Annotated in this window: 17 protein-coding genes; 8 read left to right on the top strand and 9 right to left on the bottom strand. The window is 69.6% G+C overall.

The features are described from left to right. Window positions 1-81 precede the first annotated feature (81 nt). Window positions 82-651, top strand: coding sequence for a manganese efflux pump MntP (mntP, locus tag QWY76_RS11405; RefSeq protein ID WP_290311330.1), 570 nt, complete (start codon window positions 82-84; stop codon window positions 649-651). Between the two features lie 7 nt (window positions 652-658). Here mntP and QWY76_RS11410 read toward each other — a convergent pair whose 3' ends face one another. Continuing rightward, window positions 659-1585 (bottom strand): cation diffusion facilitator family transporter, encoded by a 927-nt coding sequence (locus QWY76_RS11410; protein WP_290311331.1) that lies wholly within the window; start codon window positions 1583-1585, stop codon window positions 659-661. Window positions 1586-1749: 164 nt separating this feature from the next. On the opposite strand from QWY76_RS11410, the gene QWY76_RS11415 reads away from it, so the two are divergent. Together QWY76_RS11415 and QWY76_RS11420 are read left to right on the top strand one after the other, a co-directional pair. Next, on the top strand, window positions 1750-2277 hold the full coding sequence (locus QWY76_RS11415; RefSeq protein WP_290311332.1) for an HPP family protein: 528 nt from the start codon (window positions 1750-1752) through the stop codon (window positions 2275-2277). A 155-nt stretch (window positions 2278-2432) separates the two neighbouring features. Continuing rightward, on the top strand, window positions 2433-4370 hold the full coding sequence (locus QWY76_RS11420) for an alkaline phosphatase D family protein (RefSeq protein WP_290311333.1): 1938 nt from the start codon (window positions 2433-2435) through the stop codon (window positions 4368-4370). 16 nt (window positions 4371-4386) lie between these two features. Here the strand turns inward: QWY76_RS11420 and QWY76_RS11425 are convergent, their stop codons facing one another. The 5 genes from QWY76_RS11425 to QWY76_RS11445 form a co-directional block, all read right to left on the bottom strand. Beyond that, window positions 4387-5733 carry a PepSY-associated TM helix domain-containing protein gene (locus QWY76_RS11425; protein WP_290311334.1) on the bottom strand — a complete coding sequence of 449 codons (1347 nt, stop codon included), beginning with the start codon at window positions 5731-5733 and terminating at the stop codon, window positions 4387-4389. Between the two features lie 94 nt (window positions 5734-5827). Beyond that, the gene (locus tag QWY76_RS11430) at window positions 5828-6232 is read right to left on the bottom strand and encodes a DUF2946 domain-containing protein (RefSeq protein WP_290311336.1); all 405 of its coding nucleotides are present in this window, start codon (window positions 6230-6232) and stop codon (window positions 5828-5830) included. Window positions 6233-6350: 118 nt separating this feature from the next. Further along, window positions 6351-6836 (bottom strand): phosphatidylglycerophosphatase A family protein, encoded by a 486-nt coding sequence (locus tag QWY76_RS11435; RefSeq protein WP_353960402.1) that lies wholly within the window; start codon window positions 6834-6836, stop codon window positions 6351-6353. Window positions 6837-6843: 7 nt separating this feature from the next. Further along, on the bottom strand, window positions 6844-7416 hold the full coding sequence (locus tag QWY76_RS11440) for an NnrU family protein (protein ID WP_290311337.1): 573 nt from the start codon (window positions 7414-7416) through the stop codon (window positions 6844-6846). A gap of 90 nt (window positions 7417-7506) precedes the next feature. Next, window positions 7507-7947 (bottom strand): YtoQ family protein, encoded by a 441-nt coding sequence (locus QWY76_RS11445; protein ID WP_290311338.1) that lies wholly within the window; start codon window positions 7945-7947, stop codon window positions 7507-7509. 180 nt (window positions 7948-8127) lie between these two features. Here QWY76_RS11445 and QWY76_RS11450 point away from each other — a divergent pair, with 180 nt between their 5' ends. The 4 genes from QWY76_RS11450 (at window position 8128) to sstT (ending at window position 12768) form a co-directional block, all read left to right on the top strand. Continuing rightward, complete coding sequence (locus QWY76_RS11450; RefSeq protein WP_290311339.1) at window positions 8128-8718, top strand: gamma-glutamylcyclotransferase; 591 nt, start codon at window positions 8128-8130, stop codon at window positions 8716-8718. A 227-nt stretch (window positions 8719-8945) separates the two neighbouring features. Then, the gene (locus QWY76_RS11455) at window positions 8946-10685 is read left to right on the top strand and encodes an isocitrate/isopropylmalate family dehydrogenase (RefSeq protein ID WP_290311342.1); all 1740 of its coding nucleotides are present in this window, start codon (window positions 8946-8948) and stop codon (window positions 10683-10685) included. Between the two features lie 46 nt (window positions 10686-10731). Beyond that, window positions 10732-11058, top strand: a complete 327-nt coding sequence (locus QWY76_RS11460) for a YnfA family protein (protein ID WP_290311344.1) — start codon at window positions 10732-10734, stop codon at window positions 11056-11058. Window positions 11059-11541: 483 nt separating this feature from the next. Next, window positions 11542-12768 (top strand): serine/threonine transporter SstT, encoded by a 1227-nt coding sequence (gene sstT, locus QWY76_RS11465; RefSeq protein WP_290311345.1) that lies wholly within the window; start codon window positions 11542-11544, stop codon window positions 12766-12768. 58 nt (window positions 12769-12826) lie between these two features. On the opposite strand, the gene QWY76_RS11470 is transcribed toward sstT, so the two are convergent. The 3 genes from QWY76_RS11470 to QWY76_RS11480 are packed head-to-tail and all read right to left on the bottom strand — an operon-like array spanning window position 12827 to window position 18301. After that, window positions 12827-14143, bottom strand: a complete 1317-nt coding sequence (locus QWY76_RS11470; RefSeq protein ID WP_290311346.1) for an acyltransferase family protein — start codon at window positions 14141-14143, stop codon at window positions 12827-12829. After that, window positions 14140-16719, bottom strand: coding sequence for a glucans biosynthesis glucosyltransferase MdoH (mdoH, locus tag QWY76_RS11475; protein ID WP_290311347.1), 2580 nt, complete (start codon window positions 16717-16719; stop codon window positions 14140-14142). The genes QWY76_RS11470 and mdoH overlap by 4 nt, the downstream gene beginning before the upstream one ends. Beyond that, entirely contained in the window at window positions 16712-18301 is a 1590-nt protein-coding gene (locus tag QWY76_RS11480; protein ID WP_290311348.1) for a glucan biosynthesis protein G, read from the bottom strand. The genes mdoH and QWY76_RS11480 overlap by 8 nt, the downstream gene beginning before the upstream one ends. Before the next feature lie 673 nt (window positions 18302-18974). Between QWY76_RS11480 and QWY76_RS11485 the strand changes: the two genes are divergently transcribed. Continuing rightward, window positions 18975-19457 carry a hypothetical protein gene (locus QWY76_RS11485; protein WP_290311349.1) on the top strand — a complete coding sequence of 161 codons (483 nt, stop codon included), beginning with the start codon at window positions 18975-18977 and terminating at the stop codon, window positions 19455-19457. The last annotated feature ends 2 nt before the right edge of the window (window positions 19458-19459 follow it).

Genomic DNA, 19459 nt, shown 5'->3' on the forward strand with positions numbered 1-19459 from the left:
GGCGAGACCATCGACGGTGCGACGCCCGTGGCCGGGCGCGTCGTGCCGTCGTGGTGAATCGCCCGGCCTGGATTCGGACCGATGACCCTGCTTTCCACGACCCTGCTGGCCTTCTCCATGTCCACCGATGCCTTCGCCGCCGCCGTCGGCAAGGGCGCGGTGATCGACCATCCGCGCTTTCGCGAGGCCCTGCGCACCGGCCTGATCTTCGGCGTGGTCGAGGGCCTGACGCCGCTGCTCGGCTGGGCCATCGGCCTCGGCGCCTCCCACTATATCCAGGCCTGGGACCACTGGGTGGTGTTCGTCCTGCTGCTCGCCCTGGGCATCCGCATGATCCGGGGCGGACTGTCGACGCCCGACGTCGACGAGGCCACCGCCCCGCGACGGCATGCCTGGTGGCTGGTGGCCGCCACCGCGGTGATCACCAGCATCGACGCCTTGACCGTGGGCATCGGCCTGGCCTTCATGGAGACCAACATCTTCCTCACCGCCCTGGCGATCGGCCTGGCGACCACCCTGATGGCGACCCTCGGGGTGATGCTCGGCCGCCGTCTCGGCGTGCTGATCGGCCAGCGGGTGGAGGTGCTGGGCGGGGTGATCCTGATCGGCATCGGCACCACCATCCTCAGCCAGCACCTGGGGCTCTGGTAGCCCCGCCTCAGTCGTGGGCGTGGGGCGGCTCGCCGTGCTCGCAGGCCCCGACGTCGGCACAGCGGTTGGCGGGCTCGAGCTGGATGGTGGCATGCTCGATGTCGAAGCGCTCGAGCAGCACCGCCTTGATCGCCACCAGGGTCTGCTCCCGGTCGGCATCCTCCTCGATGGCGGCGTGCAGCGACAGCAGGTGACGCCCCGGGGTCAGCGACCAGGCATGCACGTGATGCACGTCGCGCACCGCCGCCAGGCGCTCGGGGATCTCCTCCACGATGCGGTCCACGTCCACCTCGGCCGGCGTGCCCTCCAGCAGGATGTGCCCCGACTCCCGGGTCAGCCGCCAGGCACTGCGCAGGATAAGCGCCGCCACCAGCAGCGAGAGCAGCGGGTCGATGGGCACCCAGCCGGTGGCCAGGATCACCAGGGCGGCGACGATCGCCGCCACCGAGCCCAGCAGGTCGCCGAGCACGTGCAGCGCGGCCCCGCGCATGTTGAGGTTGTCGCGGTCGCCCAGGTGGAGGATCAGGAACACCACCAGGTTGACCACCAGCCCCAGGCCGGCGATCGCCAGCATGGTGCCGCCCGCCACCTCCAGCGGCGAGAGCAGGCGGCGGATGGCCTCGACGGCGATCCAGACGACGATGGCGATCAGCGTCAGGCCATTGACGAAGGCGGCCAGGATCTGCACCCGGTGGTAGCCGAAGGTGCGCCGGGCATCGGCGGGACGTCGACTGATGCCCGCGGCGAACCAGGCCAGGGCCAGGGCCGCGGCATCGGTGAGCATGTGGCCGGCATCGGCGAGCAGGGCCAGGGAGCCGGACAGGATCCCCCCCACCACCTCGGCCACCATGAAGCCGCCGGTGAGCAGGATGGCCCACGCCAGGCGTCGCTGGCTGTCTTGCGGATGATGATGATGGCCATGATCGTGCCCCACTGGATTTGCTCCGCTGTCCCCGAGGGGATCAGCCTACCACGGCGCCAGGTGTCCCATGCCAGCCCCGGTGGCGAGGCAGAAGGGAGCGGCGGACCATTGCAGCGGAGCGCCGACCTTGTCAGAATCCTTATTCCCCTGAAGATGCACAAAATATATTTTTTATAATGAAAACGTATTTCGCCAAGATGCGCGGCACACGGGCGCGGCAAGGTGCCGTGGACTGGCGCGATGCCAGCTGGTCGTGGCTGGGCGCCTTCACCGGCATGAGCGCGGTGACCTTCCTCGGTGACCACTGGCTCTCCCAGCAGCTGCTGATCGTCGGTTCCTTCGGCGCCACCTCGGTGCTGATCTACGCCGCCCCGGAGAGCCCCTTCGCGCAGCCGCGCAACGTGCTGGTCGGCAGCCTGCTCTCGGCCCTGCTGGGCGTGGCCTGCTTCCAGCTGCTGGGAGCGACGCCCCTGGCCGCCGCCCTGGCCGTGTCGCTGTCGGTGCTGGCGATGCAGCTGACCCACACGGTCCATCCCCCCGGGGCCGCGGCCGCCCTGGTCGCGGTGATCGGCGGCCCCGACATCCATGCCCTGGGCTGGTGGTTCCCGCTGATGCCGGTGGGCCTGGGCTGCACGGTGATGGTGCTGGTGGCCATCCTGGTCAACAACCTGGCCCGCCATCGCCGCTATCCGCTGCAGTGGTAGTCCCGCCAGCCCTCGGCTCTCGGTAATCCGGCTGTTGCCGGCTGGAGACTCCCGGGCGGGGGGGCATCTCGACTACCATGGCAGTAGGCGACGGTCGGGTCCCGGCCCTCGCCTCGCCATGTCGCCGGCCAACACAAGGACGCTGCAGATCGACAATGACGTCTCCCGATACCCCCAATGAGTCGCTGCCCGATGTGCTGGCCGGCCCGCTGCTGCGTCGGCTGACCCCGGACCGCCTGCTGATCTGGCTGGTGGCCTCCCGGCCGCTGACCCTCAAGCTGATCCTCCATCCCGAGGGCCATGGGCCACGGCGGCTGACCCTCAACGACAGTCGCGTGCGGCGCCTGCCGCTCGGCCGGCATGCCTACCTGCACCTGATCGACCTGGCCCTGGCGACCCCCCTGCCCCAGGGGGTGCGCATCGCCTATGACCTGCGCATCGTCGGCGAGCGGGGCGATGCCGGCATCGCCGACTGGGCGCCGCACCTGTTGCACGAAGGTGCCAAGCGACCGGCCTTCGTGCTCTGCGAGGGGCATCGCCGGCTGCTGCACGGCTCGTGCCGGCGCCCCCACCATGACGGCCCGGACGGCCTGGTGCGCGCCGACAGCTGGCTCGCCGAGCGCCATGACACGCCCGGGGAATGGCCGTCCTGGCTGCTGATGACCGGCGACCAGGTCTACGCCGACGACGTCGCCGGCCCCATGCTGGTGGCGATCCATGCGCTGATCCGGCGGCTGGGGCTGTTCGACGAGGCCCTGGAGGGGGCCACCGTGGCCGACAGCCAGGCGCTCTACGCGGCCGAGTCGACCTACTACCGGCGCGAGGCGCTGCTGCCCGACGTGACCAGCAGCACCGACCTGCGGGAGCGCTTCTTCGGCGGGGTCAAGAAGCCGGTCTTCACCTCGGCCAACGCCCACAACCACCTGATGTCCCTCGGCGAGATCATCGCCATGTACCTGCTGGTGTGGTCGCCCACGCCCTGGCGCCTGGTCGAGGTGACGGCGCCCTCCCTGGACGGCGAGAACGCCGAGACCTTCGCCACGGAGCAGGCGGTCATCGAGCGCTTCGTCGAGGGCCTGCCGGCCGCCGCCCGGCTGCTCGCCCACCTGCCGTCGCTGATGATCTTCGACGACCACGACATCACCGACGACTGGAACCTCACCGCGGCCTGGGAACGGACCGCCTACGACCACCCCTTCTCGCGGCGCATCATCGGCAACGCCCTGCTGGGCTACCTGCTCTGCCAGGGCTGGGGCAACGACCCCGACCGGCTGACCGGGCCGATGGACGAGGTCAGTGCGCTGCTGGAGAGCGCCGCGCCGGAAGGCTGGCTGCCCGCCGAGGCACAGGACACCTGTATCCGGCACCTGCTGCGCTTCGAGGGCTGGGAGTTCCAGGTGCCGGGCCCGCCCAAGCTGGTGGTGCTGGACACCCGCACCCGACGCTGGCGCAGCGAGCGCAACCCCCGCCGCCCCTCCGGGCTGATGGACTGGGAGGCGCTCTCGGAATTCCAGCAGGAACTGCTGGACGCGCCCTCGGTGATCATCGTCTCGCCGGCGCCGATGTTCGGCGTCAAGCTGATCGAGACCATCCAGAAACTCTTCACCCTGGCCGGCAAGCCGCTGCTGGTGGATGCCGAGAACTGGATGGCCCACCGCGGGGCGGCCGGCGTGATGCTCAACATCTTCCGCCACTCGCGCACGCCGGGTCACTACGTGATTCTCTCCGGCGACGTGCACTATTCCTTCGCCTACGACATCCGCATCCGCCAGCGTCGCCGGGGCCCGCAGCTCTGGCAGATCACCTCCAGCGGCATCAAGAACGCCTTCCCCGACACGCTGCTGGACTGGTTCGACCGGGCCAATCGCTGGCTCTATGCGCCGCGCTCGCCACTCAACTGGTTCACCAAGCGCCGCCGCATGCGCATCCGCCCGCGCGACCCGGAGCGGGCCCGGGCCGGCGAGCGGCTATGGAACGGGGCCGGTATCGGCCTGGTGGAGCTGGACGACCAGGGGCGTCCCAGCCGGATCGCCCAGCTCGACGCCCGCGGCTTCGACGTGGCGTTTCCGCCGCCCCCGCCGGACAAGACCTGAACGGGGGCGGCGCGGCTCAGGCCGCGACGCTGCGGCTGGCCGTGCGGCGCCGCACCAGGCCGTCCACCACCGCCATCACGATCAGCGAGGCGCCGACCAGCGGGAAGAGCACCCCGCCGATGGCCAGTAGCGCCAGCACCCCGCGCAGCCGGCGGGGATCGCCGGGTTCCGGCGGCACGCCCAGCCGAGCCGCGGGGCGGCGCATCCACCACATCACCGCCGAAGACACGCACAGCAGCATGATGCCGGCGCAGGCCAGGGCCAGGATCAGCTGGTTGGCCAGGCCATACTGCTGGCCCAGATGCACGTTGATGCCCCACTCCAGGCCGCGCCCCAGCGGGCCATAGTCGGCGTAGCCCATGTCGAGCAGCGCCTCGCCGCGATACTGGTCCAGATGCACGACTCGCTGCCGGCTGAGGTCATCCGGGTACACGGAGCCGGTGTAGACGCCTTGCGGCCCACCCGGCAGGCCGACCGCATAGCCCGGCGCCAGCCCCAGCGCCTCGAAGGTCGCCACCGCCCGATCGAGGCCGATCGGCACCGCTCCTGCGTTCCCAGTCGCCTCGGCGGCCTCGGAGATCGGCTGCCGGGCCTGCTCCAGCGACCAGGGCGTGGTCTCCCGCTCGGCCAGGCGCGCCTCGGACATCGGCACGTTGACCCGCACGCCGTCCGGGTAGCCGTAGTTGTGGCCGTTGGCCAGCTCGTTGACCTTGCTCCCCCAGACCGTCGACCAGGGCATGCCGGTGACGGCCAGGAACAGGATGAAACCGCCGACGGCCAGCCCGGTCACCGCGTGCAGGTCGCGCCAGAACACCCGCTTGCCCGGCCGCCCGCGCACCGTCACCACGCCACCGCGCCGGCCCCGCGGCCACCACAGGTAGAGCCCGGTCAGCACCAGCAGGATCGCCCAGCCGGCGACGATCTCGATGGCCAGGCTGGCGGTGGAACCGAAATAGTTGAGGCTGTGCAGGCTGCGGATCCACCACATCACGCTGCCCCGATAGGGCATCTGGCCGGTCACCTCGCCGGCGTAGGGGTCGACGAACACCGCGATCCGGCTGCCGTCCGGGCGCGTCACGTCGACCTCGGCGGCCAGTTCCTTGGTGGCCGGCGGCACGTAGCGGAACGCCTCGCCGTCGACCGCGGCCAGCGCCGCGTCGCGCTGCGCGTCGGGCGAGACCGGGGCGCCCTCGCGGGCCTCGACCGTCATCAGGTCGGCATGCCACCAGCGGTCGATCGAATCGTGGAAGAGATAGAGGCCACCGGTCACCGCCAGGGAAAGCAGGAAGGGGATGACGATCAGCCCGGCGTAGAAGTGCCAGCGCCAGACGGCGCGATAGAGGTCCTGTGCTCGATTGCTCATGAACAAGCTCGTCTCAAGGGAGAAGTCGTGCGCACGGCCGCCGCCACCGTCGTTCGTGGCGACGGCGGCGCTCGGCAATGCACGGTTCAAGTGATCAGGAGCGAGGCAGGGGTGGGGCGCGAGTCGGCGCCTGGGGGAAGACCGCGGGGCCGCCGTGGGCGGCGCGGGTGGCCATCACCGGGGCGGTGATGGCCCGGGAAGGCAACGGCGGCACGCTCGGCAACATCGCCGAGAGCACCGGCATCTGCTGGAACAGCGAGCAGTAGCCGCAGGCCGCGTGCCAGTAGGCCGCCGCGGCGTCGCCGGCGGGAGCCTCGGCGGTCGCCGCTGCAGGAGCGTGGAGGCGGTGCGTCTGATCCGCGCCATGTCCGGCATGCTGCCCCTGCCCCGCCGCGCTCAGCTGGCCGACCAGCGGGCCCGCCACCAGCAGCAGCATCGCCAGCAAGGCGAGGCGCGCGGCCGGACGAGAGTGGCGGTGCAGGGCGTGATGGCGGGTCATGGGGCAACCACGGCGATGACGAAACGGCGACGCAGGATAGCGCAGTCGGCCGGCGCGCGGGGCCGGCCGGCGCGCGACGCCTTGTCGCAGCGGGCAGCGAGGCGCCGGTCGACGCCCGTCATCCCCTCCCCGCTGCGCGGCGACGCCACCCTAGACCCAGGCCTCCGGCCACCACCAGCCAGGCCATGGCGGCGGCCACGCTGTCGTCGAGCACGATGCCGACGCCGCCGGGGATCGCCTCGGCCCGGGCCACCGGCCACGGCTTGGCGATATCGAAACTCCGGTAGACGACGAAGGCCCCGGCCAGGACAGCGGGATGGCGCGCCGCCGTCTGCCCCAGCACCGCCAGCGGGTAGGCGACGATCTCGTCGAGCACGATGCGTCCGTCGTCCTTGTGACCCAGCAGGTTCGCGGCCTGGTGACAGAGCGGCATCGCCGCCACCAGCAGCGCCGCCGCCACGGCCAGCTGCACGCGTCGCGCACGACCCAGCAGCCACCAGGCCAGCGGCAGGCCCAGCAGCGAGCCGAAGGTTCCCGAGGCCAGGGGCGCCAGGCCCAGGCCGAGGCCTGTGGCGAGCCACATCAACGGCGATTCCATGGTCATGGGATCCTCAGGTCGGCATCACCGGCACGCCGATCAATAGCCCATGCAGCCAGAAGGCGAAGACGGCATAGGCCACCACGCCGATCACCAGGCTGGTAACGGTGGCCGTCATCACCGGCCTGACGGGGGCCGGCATCGGACGACGACGGGCGGCGCGAAAGTCGAGCACCGCCCATAGCAGGAAGGCACCGAAGAAGACGATATCCCCCAGCCGGCCGTTGGCCAGCAGGTGGGCCAACGCCCACACCTTCACCCCCAGGATCATCGGGTGACCGAGTTTCACCTTGAGGTGGTTGCGCGGCACATAGGCCGCCACCAGCAGGATGAACGCGGGGATCATCAGCAGTGCCACCAGGTGGCGCATGGCCAGCGGCGGCGTCCACACGACCTGCGGGTCCAGGCGCATCTGGCCGAAGCCCCAGATCGCCAGCCCCAGGCCGATCAGCGACACCAGGCTGACGAGCGCCTTCCAGCGCCCTCCCCCCCACTGGGCGATGCGCTCACGCCGCCAATCGTCGGCAACGATGCGCACGGAGTGCACGCCCAGGAAGATCACGAGGCCGAGAATCATCACGGTCATGGCGGGGAAGCTCCTTGAATCAGCGGGTTGTCGGATTCAAGGCAGCGTAGCCCCCGGCACGGGTCGACACCAGCCCCGGGGCGGAAAGAATCAGCCGCGGGTGACGTACTTGAGGATCTCCACCACCTCGGCCGGGGTGGTCGCCCAGGCCATGGCCGCGGCATCGACCTCCTTGAGGGGATGCACGATCTGCTCGCCGTGGAGGGTCACGTAGGGCTTGTCCAGGGCGGCGCAGTAGCCGGCATCGAAGGCCGCGTTCCACTGCTTGTACTGGTCGCCGAAGCGCACCACCACCAGGTCGCTCTGCTCGATCAGCGTCTTGGTGCGGATGGCATTGACCTTGGACGACTTGTGGTCGCGCCAGAAGCCCTCGCTCGCCGGCCCCAGGTGATCGCCGGCCGCATCGCTGGCCTCGTGGTCGGTGACCGGCGCGGTGAAGACGATGTCCAGGCCGGCGGCCTCGGCACCGCGCTGGATCTCCTCGCGCCAGTCGGTATGGATCTCGCCGGACAGGTAGACGTGAAAGCTCATGGGGCGCTCCTCGGTAACGGGATGGGACAAACGTGGAAATCCATCTTACGCCATCCGGTTTTGTATACAAGAGCCGCGCCGCCACCCCGGTCCCGGCGGCCTTCGACAAGTCCGGACGGACATCGCATCATGGTCCCTTTGCTGCCCCGACGGGCCCGCACGGCCACCTGGACACCACACATGGTCCTCGACACCACCCAGCTCAACCGACGCATGACCCACTTCGACGATCACGAGGCCATCTGGCTGTTCGGCTACGGCTCGCTGATCTGGAAGGCCGGCTTTCCCTACCTGGAGCGCCGCCCGGCCCATATCCACGACTGGGTCCGCCGCTTCTGGCAGGGCTCCCACGACCACCGCGGCACCCCGCAGGCCCCGGGACGGGTCGCCACCCTGCTGCCGCGGCCCGGCGCCGTCTGCCACGGCATGGCCTACCGCATCAGCCCCGAGACCCTGCGCCCGCTGGACGTGCGCGAGAAGAACGGCTACCTGCGCGAGATCACCACCCTGCACTTCGCCGATGGCGCCACCGCCCAGGGCCTGACCTATATCGCCACCGCGGACAACGCCGCCTTCCTCGGCGAGGCCGAGCCGGCGGCCATGGCCCGCCAGATCGCCGAGGCCCATGGCCCCAGCGGCCCCAACAGCGACTACCTGCTCAACCTCGCCGACGCCCTCGACGCCCTCGGCGTGGAGGATTCCCATGTGGCCGACCTGGCCCGGCGCGTGCGCGCGCACGCCTCGACCGGCGCCGAACCGCAACCACGCTGACGACCGTCCCGCCGAGGAGGACGCTCACCGCGGGCGGCGGGCCCGGCCCCGCTCGCCAATGCCGGCCCGGGGCGGCTCGCGACCCCGCCGCCCGTCGGAGCGTGTACAATGACAGGTTACGCATATGGAGCCCGACGCCGCGCCGACGGTGTCGACAGGGCCGAGGTCCGGGCCTCATCCGGAGGGTGAGGCCGGCTGATTCCACTGCTGCACTACGGGAAGCGATGATGAGCGACAAGATCAAGGTGGCAGCCCCCCTGGTCATCCTGCATGGCGACGAGATGGCTCAGGTGGCCTTCGAGAGGATCCTCGAGGCCTTCGTGACCTCCCGACTGGACATCGACCTGGTCGAGATCGACCTGACCGCGGAGAACCGGCTGATCACCAATGGCCAGGCGGTGATCGACGCCGTCGAGGCGCTCAACCGCCATGGCGTGGGCGTGAAGAACGCCGGGATGACGGTCAACCGCGAGCAGCGCGACGCCCTGCTCGCCAAGCACCCCGAGCTGGAGGCCGGCAGCCTGCATCCGCTGGCCACCAAGTCGCCCAACGGTGCGATCCGCAAGGGCATCGGCGGCAATATCACCCGCGAGGACATCGAATTCCGCAACCTCAAGGTCGACACGCCGCAGTGGATCGGCCGCGACATCGAGGTCGAGACCATGGACGCCGGCGGCATCAAGGACAGCTACAACACCCTGTCCGGCGCCACCGGGGTGGTCAAGCTGATGTTCGTCGGCGCCAGCGGCGACCCGGTGGAGCTGCATCGCCGCGAGGTGAACAAGGGCGACCCCTGGCTGCTGGCCACCAACGACATCGACACCGTCAGGTCCTGGGCGCATCGCTTCTTCCAGCGCGCCATCGACGAGCGGCGCGACATCTACCTGGGCCTCAAGGACACCGTGATCGCCGGTTATGACGGCGTGATGCGCGCCGCCATCGAGGACATCTACCAGGCCCACTACCAGCAGCAGGCCGAGTCACTCGGGCTCGCCTACCACTATGAGCTGATCGATGCCCAGGCCGCGCGCCTCGTCGCCAACCCGCCCGAGCGGGCGCTGTGGGGCGTGCCGGACAACAACACCGGCCGCAAGCTCTACAAGCTGGTGGAGCAGCTCAAGCGCTACGGCATCCCCGAGCGCAAGGCCCAGGTGTCGATCTCGCGGATGAGCGCCGGCGGCGGCGACCAGTACGGCAGCTTCAATGCCCCCGCCGCGGAGGACGGCATTCTCAAGGTGGTGGTCGACGGCGACGAGAGACATGCCCGCCACGTCAGGCAGGGCGATCCCATCCTGCTGATGTCCAACGACCGCGCGGCGATCAAGGACTGGGTGCTGCAGGTGTTCCGCGACGCCTCGCGCAAGGACAAGGAGGTCTACTTCGGCCTCAAGCGCGAGTACATGGACTACGACGAGGTGTTCAGCGACGTCATCACCGAGGCGCGCCGCGAGTTGGCCAAGGCCGATACCCCGCCGCCGTCGTTCATGATCATGCGGCCCTCGAGCCAGCTGATCAAGATGATCACCGACCCGCCCCGCAACGCCCTCTACCCGGCGCAGAACCTGGACGGCGACATCTTCTCCGACATCTCCGCGGCGCTCGGCGGCAGCCTGGCCACCGCCAGCTCGATCATCGAGAGCAAGAACGGCACCATGCTGTTCGAGGCGCCCCACGGCACCGCCCACGACCTCTACCTCAGGTACCTGCAGAGCGACGGCAAGGAGGCCCATTTCAACTCCTCGGCGCTGATCTACGCCGTGGCCAATGCCCTGGAGACCCTGGCGGAGCGAGAGGACAATACGCCGCTGGCCGCCTATGCCGGCCGACTCAAGGAGGCGCTGATCGATACCGTCGGCGACGGCATCGTCACCGGCGACCTCAAGGGCAAGACCACCGACCCGGCCACGGAGACGGTGGTGGACATGCACGGCTTCCTCGACGCCGTGGCGGCGCGCCTCTCGGCGTGATCGCCCCGCCAGGCGCCATGCCGCAATCCCCTGCCCCGGCGGCGTCATGCTGACGCCGCTGGCCTACGTCGCCGCCGCCCTGGCCGAGATCGCCGGTTGCTTCAGCGTCTGGGCCTGGTGGCGGCAGGGCGCCTCGGCGCTGTGGCTGCTGCCGGGGCTTCTCAGCCTGGCGCTGTTCGCCTGGCTGCTCAGCCTCTCCAGCGCCGACTACGCCGGCCGCGCCTATGCCGCCTACGGCGGCGTCTATATCGTCGCCTCGCTCGCGTGGCTGTGGGCGGTGGAGCAGCGCCTGCCCGACCGCTGGGACCTGCTCGGCGCCACGCTGTGCCTGGCCGGCGCCGGGATCATCCTGCTGGCCCCGCGGGGCGGCTGAGGGGGCTCCGACACGCCCCGGAGGAGCGAGTCGATGGCAACCGGCTCGAGCCTCGACTTTGCCTGCCACGAGCCCTGGCGTCGCCCGCACCAGCCTCTTCTCCCGCGTTCCCATGACACCCGCATCCCGCTGCGCCTGCACTATCGCCCCGCCGACGAGCGACAACGACGACACCCGCCGGCATTTCCGCCGGCCCTTGAGGCTTCGCCCGCAGGCGACCCTCATAGACATTCCTTTATGGAAAAACCTCAAACCAACATTTCTTCCTGGTTTCAATAGAAACCAAGGTCGTAACCCCTACCAATAGCCTCGATGATAGAATACGCTCGCCTGCCCCGGGCGACCCCCGGACCGGGCGACGACGGGCCTCTCCTTCCCGCGTCTCGACCACGACGGCACTCCCCGCGGCGAGACCTCGTGGCGACACGGCGGCCCGCGGCGCCCGACACGTTCATGCACCCCGTGATTCCACAAGAGACACCCATGATCGCTACCCTCAATACCCTGGGCCGCCCGCTGCTGCGACTGGGGCTGATCCCCCAGATCGCGCTGGGCATCGTCGCCGGCATCCTGCTCGCCACCTTCGCCCCCGACACCGCCCGGTCGGCCGCCCTGCTCGGACAGGTCTTCGTCTCCGCACTGAAGGCGGTGGCCCCGGTGCTGGTCTTCGTGCTGGTGGCGGCGGCGATCGCCAACCATCGCCAGGGCCAGCCCACCCATATCCGCTCGGTGCTGGTGCTCTACCTCGTCGGCACCCTGGTGGCGGCGCTGGTCGCCGTGGCGGCGAGCTTCGCCTTTCCGACCAGCCTGGAACTGAACGCCCCGGCGGCCAGCGGTACCCCGCCCGGCAGCGTCACCGAGGTCCTGCGCAACCTGCTGCTCAACGCCGTCGCCAACCCGGTCGAGGCGCTGATGGAGGCCAACTTCATCGCCATCCTGGCCTGGGCCGTGGGCCTGGGGCTACTGCTGCGCCGCGCCGCCGACACCACCCGCACGGCCCTCAAGGATCTCTCCGACGCCGTCTCGGGCATCGTCCAGCTGGTGATCCGCTTCGCCCCGCTGGGCATCCTCGGCCTGGTCGCCAACACCCTTGCCGAATCCGGCCTCGACGCCCTGCTCGACTACGGTCGCCTGCTGCTGGTGATCGTCGGCTGCATGCTGTTCGTGGCGCTGGTCACCAACCCGCTGATCGTGTTCCTGAAGACCGGCCGCAACCCCTACCCGCTGGTGTTCACCTGCCTGCGCGGCAGCGCCATCACCGCCTTCTTCACCCGCAGCTCGGCGGCCAACATCCCGGTCAACCTGGAGCTGTGCAAGCGTCTGAAGCTGCACGCCGATACCTACTCGATCTCGATCCCGCTGGGCGCGACCATCAACATGTGCGGCGCCGCCATCACCATCACCGTGACCACCCTGGCCGCCGCCCATACCCTGGGCCTCCAGGTCGACTTCGTCACCGCGCTGATGCTGTGCATCGTCTCGGCGCTGGCCGCCTGCGGCGTCTCCGGCGTGGCCGGCGGCTCGCTGCTGCTGATCCCCATGGCCGCCAGCCTGTTCGGCATCTCCGCCGACGTGGCCATGCAGGTGGTGGCGATCGGCTTCGTGATCAGCGTGGTGCAGGACTCCACCGAGACCGCGCTGAACTCCTCCACCGACGTGCTGTTCACCGCCGCGGCCTGCCGCGCCGAGGGCAAGAGCGACGAGGTCTGAGCCGTCGAGCCAGCCCCGGACCGGCCGGTCCGGGGCGAGATCATGCCAGGCGAGATGCCTAGGCTTCCCGGCGTGCCGAGGGCACCAGCCGCCCCATGAGCAGGCGCTGCAGGTGCTCACGGACCCGCAGCACGAACTGCTCCTGGAACATCACGCAGAACAGCACGGTGAACAGCAGGAAGACCGGGTACATCATCAGCGAGCTGTCCCCGGCGGCCTCCAGGCAGCCGCGAAAATCACCGAGGCAGCGAGCGGGCTCGCCGGCGAGGACCTGCTCGACCCGGGTGAAGATCACGTAGAGCGGCACGTGCAGCGCGAACATCGGCAAGGAGGCGCCACCCAGGCGTCTGGCCAGGCGCTGCAGCCGCGGATCCTCCGGTGAAGGCACCCGGGTCATCAGCAGGATCAGCATCAGTTGCGACGGCAGCAGCAGGCCGTTGTGCAGCAGGTAGTACCAGGCATGTCCCTGGCCCAGCAGCCATACCGCCACGACCACCGAGCCGGCCACCCACAGCGCCATTGCCAGGCACAGGCCCCGGCCGGGCCGGTAGCCGGCCCGCCGCCAGCGCGTGTACAGCACGCAGAGCAGGATTCCGGCAATGAACTCGGGCAGGCGGATCAGGGGGTTGCGGTGCAGGATGCCCGTCTCGGGCATGCCGTAGTCGGTCAGGGCGATGACCACCAGGGGCGGCAGCAGGTAGAGCAGGTTGGTCAGCGCCAGGGCCCGGCCGACATGCCGCACCCGGAACAGTCGCGGGGCCGCCCAGGGGAAGACCAGATAGAAGCCCATCAGCGCCGAGATCGACCAGGACGGCGGGTTGAAGGTCAGGTAGAGGGGATTCCAGGCATGCAGCAGGGTGACGTTGAGTGCCAGGTTGGCCGCCAGCTCGGGATCGCTCATGTAATGGCGCAGGGCCTCGGGATCGGTCTGCCCCAGGTCGTTGTTGACGTCGTAGATCACGAAGCGGATCGAGGCGGCGGCGTCCTCCGGGGTGATGGCCAGCTTGCCCACCGCGGTCGACACCAGCATGGCCAGCAGCAACGCGCCGATATGGATCGGGTAGAGGTTGGCGAAGCGCTTGATCCAGAAGCTGCGGGCCGGCTCGCGCAGCGACTGGTGATGATCCAGGTAGACGTGCGCCAGCAGGAAGCCCGAGAGGACGAAGAAGGAGCTGGTCGAGAAGAAGCCGATGTCCGTGACGTAGTGCGACCAGCTCGAGATCGACGGGTAGTTGTGCAGGGTGTGGAAGATGACGATGTACAGCCCCAGCACGAAGCGCAGCCACTCCAGGCCAATGAAGCGCTCCTTGGTCGGGGGCTGGACCCGGCCGCGTGACGCCGGGTCACGCGATCGGTCGGTTACCTGGCCACTCATCCGCTGGCCTCCGGGCTCCGTTCCGGCACCGTCAGGCTCGCCGCCTCGGGCAGGCCCGGCTCGCCGCTTGCCTCCTGGCCCCGCCCCGGCACCTTCAGGCTCGCTGCCCTGGGCAGGCCCAGCTCACGCCAGGCGGGATGCGCGTGCGGATCGGCCCACACCCGGAAGTGCAGCATCGACAGCAGTACCGGGTCGTCGAGCAGGCGCAGCCGCTCGGCGGGCGCGAGCCGCCGGGGATCGCTGCTCACCGCCTCGGCCACCCGCTCCTTCCGGCGCCGCTGCAGCAACGCCGACTGGCCATGGCGACTGGTGGCCAGCGCACAGCCCAGCGCATTGGCCACCGGGTCGACCACCGTCTGAGGGAAGGTCGGCGCGGCGGGCCCGCGCGTCATCCGCTTCAGGTGGCGTACCATGCGCCGCAGCACCCTGGGCGGACGCGTCTCCTCGGGAATCCGGAATAGCCGCGCCCGCTGGCTGCGCAGGCCCAGCGACACCCGGCTGGAGAACACCGAGACGGGGATGGACACCATCAGCGCGCCGACGATCGGCGCCAGCCACCACAGGAAGGTCGGCTCGAGGGCGTAGACCCCGGCCGCCCAGGCGGCGCCGATGAGGGTCTGGACGCCATGGTTGCGCACCGCGTCTCCCCAGGTCGTGTCGCTGTTGTCGCGGGACGGCGAGCGCCACTGGATCCCCCGCCCCAGCAGGGCCGCGAGCACGAAGCGGGTATGGAAGAGCATGCGCACCGGGGCCATCAGCATGGAGAAGAGCGACTCCACCACCATGCTCAGCCAGACCTTGCCGACGCCGCCGAACTGCCGGGCGCCCTGCCAGCTGATGAGGATCACGCTGAGCACCTTGGGCAGGAACAGCAGGGTCGCCGTGGCGCTGAACAGGCCCACCGCCAGGCCCGGGTTCCACTGGGGCCAGACCGGGAACATCATCCCCGGCTCGGGGAAGTACTGGGGCGTGGCCAGGGTATGCACCGCCAGCAGGGCCGTGGAGAGGATCAGGAACAGGCACCACAGCGGCGCGGAGAGGTAGGACATGACCCCGGTGAGGAACACCGCGCGGTGCACGGGGTGAATCCCCCGGGCCAGGAACAGCCGGAAGTTCATCAGGTTGCCGTGGCACCAGCGACGGTCCCGGTTGAGCTCGTCCAGCAGGTTGGGGGGCATCTCCTCGTAGCTGCCGGGCAGGTTGTAGGCGATCCACACCCCCCAGCCGGCACGACGCATCAGCGCGGCCTCGACGAAGTCGTGGGAGAGGATCTCGCCGGACAGCGACCCCTTGCCGGGCAGCGGCGCCAGCAGGCAGTGGCGCATGAAGGGCTCCATGCGGATGATGGCGTTGTGCCCCCAGTAATGCGACTCCCCCAGCTGCCAGAAATGCAGCCCCGCGGTGAACAGCGGCCCGTAGACCCGGGTCGCGAACTGCTGCATCCGCGCATAGAGGTTGTGCCGGCCGGACGCCTTCGGCGCGGTCTGGATGATGCCGGCCTGGGGGTTGGCCTCCATCAGCCGCACCAGCCGGGTCAGGCAGCTGCCGGTCATCACGCTGTCGGCGTCCAGCACCAGCATGTAGCGATAGTTGCGCCCCCAGCGCCGGCAGAAGTCATCGAGGTTGCCGCTCTTGCGCTTGACCCGGCGCTGGCGGCGGCGATAGAAGACCCGCCCGAACGCCCCCAGCTCGCGGCATAGCGCCAGCCAGGCATGGGTCTCGGCGATGGCCACGTCGGGGTCGGAGGTGTCACTGAGGATGAACAGGTCGAAGGCTTCCTCCTGCCCGCTATCGCGCAGCGACTCCAGGGTGGCCCGCACACCGGCAAACACCCGGGGGACGTCCTCGTTGCAGATCGGCACCACCAGGGCGGTGCGGGCGCCGGGATCCAGGGGCGCGTCGTCGTCCACCTCGCGGGCATTGATCACATGACGGTCGCGCCCGCGCAGCAGCTGGAAGAAGCCCATCAGGGCCGTCCAGAACCCCGCCGACACCCAGCTGAACAGCAGCACGAACAGCGCCAGGATGGCGATCTCCAGGGGCCGGGTTCCCTGGTAGGGCAGCACCGTGCTCATGTACTTTGCGGCCACCAGGCTCTGGCCGACAGTCAGCACCAGCAGCACCAGCCGCCGCAGCCGGCCGACCCGCTGCCAGCGCGGCATGCGGCCGTGTCGCGCGGGACCGGAATCGGTGCCGGTACCGGTGATCCCGCGCCACAGGCGACGCGACCAGCGCACCAGCGGTCCCTTCGCCCAGGGCTCCGGGGCCAGCGGCGTGCGGGCCAGCGGTGGCATCGTGCACAGCCGGGTGATGCCCCGCGCATCGGTCGAGAGCTGCGGCGGCGGGGCCAGCGGCGGCGCCGGGTAGCCCAGCGCCAGCCGCGGCCCCACCGACACCGCGGCGGGGTCCTCTTCCGGCGCCGGCTGCTGGCCGAGGCCCTCGTGCAGGGCCGCCAGGCCCTCGGCATCGAGGTCCCCGGCCATCAGCTCACGGCGCGCCTGAGGCGACTCGGCCTCGACCGCCAGCCGCTCCAGGTACTCCGCGGCACGATCGGGGGAAGCGCTACGCTCAACCATCGGCCGGGAGCCGGTAGTACCAGGTTTCCGACAGGGGCTTGTCGCCGTCCTTCAGGGTCGCGCGGATATCCACGGGCTGGTCCGCATCGCCACGCTTGACGCGCAGGAACACGCGCCAGCCCCCTTCTGCCTGATTGGGCACGGCCCGGCTTTCGACCAGCTCGCCGTTGTCGCCGACGCTGGCCTCCACCGCGAGCCCGTTGTCGCCGCGATAGGACTCCAGGGCCGGCCCCTGGAAATCCAGCACGAAGGCGATGGAGCCATCCGGCTCACGCACCAGGTCGTTGCCGCGTACCTCGCCCCGCGAACGGCGCGTCTCCTCGACCCATGCCAGATCGGGATCGAGGAACTTGTCCTCGGTAGTCGTCCAGAACATGCGGTAGTTGAGGTTCAGCGGCTCGCCAATCGGCGGCATCGACTCGGGCTTCCAGAACGCCACGATATTGTCGTTGGTCTCGTTGGGGGTGGGGATCTGGATCAGTTCGACCTCGCCGGCGCCCCAGTTGCCCTGCGGCTCGATCCAGGCGCTCGGCCGGCGATCGTAGCGATCGACCAGATCCTCGTAATCGCTGAAGTCGTGGCTGCGCTGCAGCAGGCCGAAGCCCTTGAGGGAGTCGACGGGCGCCTCGTCGACCATCAACTTGTCCGGGTTGGCCAGCGGCCGCCAGGTCCAGCCGTTGTTGGCACCGTGAATCAGCAGGCCGTTCGAGTCATGGATGGCGGGCCGGTAGTTGTGGCTCTCCGAGGGCTGGCCGGGGCCGAACAGGTACATGCTGGTCAGCGGGGCGATGCCCAGTTTCTCGACCTCGCGGCGCAGGAACAGGCGCGACTTGACGTCCACCACGGTGTCGTCCCCCGGGCGCAGCACGAAGCGATAGGCACCGGACAGGCTCGGCGAATCGAGCAGTGCGAACACCGTCAGGTACTGGCTCTTCGGGTTGGGCTTGACCACCCAGAACTCGCGAAAGGCGGGAAACTCCTCGCCGGTCTGCAGCGCCGTGTCGACGGCCAGGCCACGGCCCGACAGGCCATACTGCTGGTGCCGGCCGAGCGCCCGGAAATAGCTGGCCCCCTGGAACACCATGAGCTCGTCCATGACGTCCTCGCGGTTGAGGGCGTTGACGATCTTGAAGCCGGAGAAGCCCAGGCCCTCGAGCTGCTCCTCGGGAATCGACAGGTCGCCGTAATCGAAGCGCTCCGGGTCGAAGCCCACCTCCTGGACCTCGTTGTCGACCACGGTGTTGACCTTGACGGCACTGTCGAAGTGCATGCCCTCGTGGAAGAAGGTCAGCTGGAAGGGCAGGTCCTCATCACTCCAGAGCGCCTGGTCGCGGCGGTACTTGATCTTGGCGTAGTCCTCGTACTCGAGCTCGCGCAGGGCGTCGGGCAGATTCGTTTCGGGCGGTTCATAGGCCGACTCGGACAGGGACCTGGCCTTCTGCGCCACGTCCTCGAAGCCGAAGGCCATGAGGGTCGGTGAGGCCAGGCCACCGAGGGCGCCTAGCAGGCCCGCCAACAGCCAGGGGCGAACGCGTCGGCCGGGGCCCTGGGGGGATGGGGACAATCTTGCGGATGCTTGCACTTTCTCACTCCTTCGCATTGGCCGAGGACTCGACCATCGTCACGCTCGCCGTGTGGACAGGAATTTCGGCCGAGCTCGCCCTCGGGTGAACGGCGCAAGGCCGAAGCGGGTATCAGGCTGATGAGACGACTCGGGAACCTCCGTGCTCCCAGGCGGATATCCTCCGGAACCTCTCCTTGCTCAGTCAAGCCCATGGCCGTCCGCAGCACCAGTGGCCGATCGAACAAGCGGGGTCCTGATGCCCTGCGACTGCAGGGAGCGATCAAGGTTCGGCCGCGAGCGATGTCACAGGCAAACGGTGGCGCCACCCCGAGGAAGACCTGTCGCAACCTAGCGACACCACTTCTCGAACCCGCCCTGGAGGGGCGCGCCAGAAGCCTGGCGCGCCGCCCTCTCCCGCCGGCTGGCGCTCCCGCACCGCGCGACACCGGCGGGATGACGCTCATGAGCGCCTTACATAAGAAAACAATTATTCAACAAATATCATACGTCTTACCCGAACCCGAGACGTGGCTTACACCAACGGCGCGTCCCCCGAACTAGCCTGAGGGCACCAAAGAGGCGAAGCGATGGACGGAATCAAGATGGGGAGAGACACACCGAACCGATGGAGGAGAGCAGGCCCTGGCGAGGCGGATGGCCGGCCGGGTGGTCCGACGGGACGGCTGCCGAGATGAAGTGGCCGAGGCTCGCGCTGGTGCTGGCCAGCTTGCCCCTGGCCGCCCAGGGCCAGGTCTACCGCTGTGACCTCGATGGGGGCACCCGCTACCAGGCGTCGCCCTGCCCCCAGGGGGAAAGGCTCAACGAGGAGGATGCCATCACCACCTACCCGGCCCCGGACCTATCGAGCTTCCCGACCCTGCCGGCGGCGACCCCGCCACCCGTCCGGCCGGAAGGGCGCAGTACCCGGGACTATCTCTCGGCCCTGGACCGGCGCAATGCCAAGGCCCGCGCCCATGGCAGGGGCCATCTGCTGGAGGGCATGTCGGAAAACCAGGCGCTCACCATCCTCGGCACGCCCGACCGCGTCGGGCGCGTGACCCATGCCGACGGCGAGACCTGCAAGACACTGCACTGGGACGACCCGCCCTTCGTGGACGGCCGCCATCGCGCCACCCTCTGCGATGGCAAGGTGATCCGTCACAGCCGCCGGTGAGC

It is taken from the genome of Halomonas maura (assembly GCF_030409305.1).
Taxonomy (GTDB): domain Bacteria; phylum Pseudomonadota; class Gammaproteobacteria; order Pseudomonadales; family Halomonadaceae; genus Halomonas; species Halomonas maura.

What these genes read in the sequence shown, in the direction of transcription:
- QWY76_RS11470 (WP_290311346.1), bottom strand. Translation starts at nt 14,143, where the DNA reads ATGAGTGGCCAGGTAACCGACCGATCGCGTGACCCGGCGTCACGCGGC.
- mntP (WP_290311330.1), top strand. Translation starts at nt 82, where the DNA reads ATGACCCTGCTTTCCACGACCCTGCTGGCCTTCTCCATGTCCACCGAT.
- QWY76_RS11425 (WP_290311334.1), bottom strand. Translation starts at nt 5,733, where the DNA reads ATGAGCAATCGAGCACAGGACCTCTATCGCGCCGTCTGGCGCTGGCAC.
- QWY76_RS11435 (WP_353960402.1), bottom strand. Translation starts at nt 6,836, where the DNA reads ATGACCATGGAATCGCCGTTGATGTGGCTCGCCACAGGCCTCGGCCTG.
- QWY76_RS11440 (WP_290311337.1), bottom strand. Translation starts at nt 7,416, where the DNA reads ATGACCGTGATGATTCTCGGCCTCGTGATCTTCCTGGGCGTGCACTCC.
- mdoH (WP_290311347.1), bottom strand. Translation starts at nt 16,719, where the DNA reads ATGGTTGAGCGTAGCGCTTCCCCCGATCGTGCCGCGGAGTACCTGGAG.
- QWY76_RS11445 (WP_290311338.1), bottom strand. Translation starts at nt 7,947, where the DNA reads ATGAGCTTTCACGTCTACCTGTCCGGCGAGATCCATACCGACTGGCGC.
- QWY76_RS11485 (WP_290311349.1), top strand. Translation starts at nt 18,975, where the DNA reads ATGAAGTGGCCGAGGCTCGCGCTGGTGCTGGCCAGCTTGCCCCTGGCC.
- QWY76_RS11460 (WP_290311344.1), top strand. Translation starts at nt 10,732, where the DNA reads ATGCTGACGCCGCTGGCCTACGTCGCCGCCGCCCTGGCCGAGATCGCC.
- QWY76_RS11450 (WP_290311339.1), top strand. Translation starts at nt 8,128, where the DNA reads ATGGTCCTCGACACCACCCAGCTCAACCGACGCATGACCCACTTCGAC.
- QWY76_RS11455 (WP_290311342.1), top strand. Translation starts at nt 8,946, where the DNA reads ATGAGCGACAAGATCAAGGTGGCAGCCCCCCTGGTCATCCTGCATGGC.
- QWY76_RS11415 (WP_290311332.1), top strand. Translation starts at nt 1,750, where the DNA reads ATGAAAACGTATTTCGCCAAGATGCGCGGCACACGGGCGCGGCAAGGT.
- sstT (WP_290311345.1), top strand. Translation starts at nt 11,542, where the DNA reads ATGATCGCTACCCTCAATACCCTGGGCCGCCCGCTGCTGCGACTGGGG.
- QWY76_RS11430 (WP_290311336.1), bottom strand. Translation starts at nt 6,232, where the DNA reads ATGACCCGCCATCACGCCCTGCACCGCCACTCTCGTCCGGCCGCGCGC.
- QWY76_RS11420 (WP_290311333.1), top strand. Translation starts at nt 2,433, where the DNA reads ATGACGTCTCCCGATACCCCCAATGAGTCGCTGCCCGATGTGCTGGCC.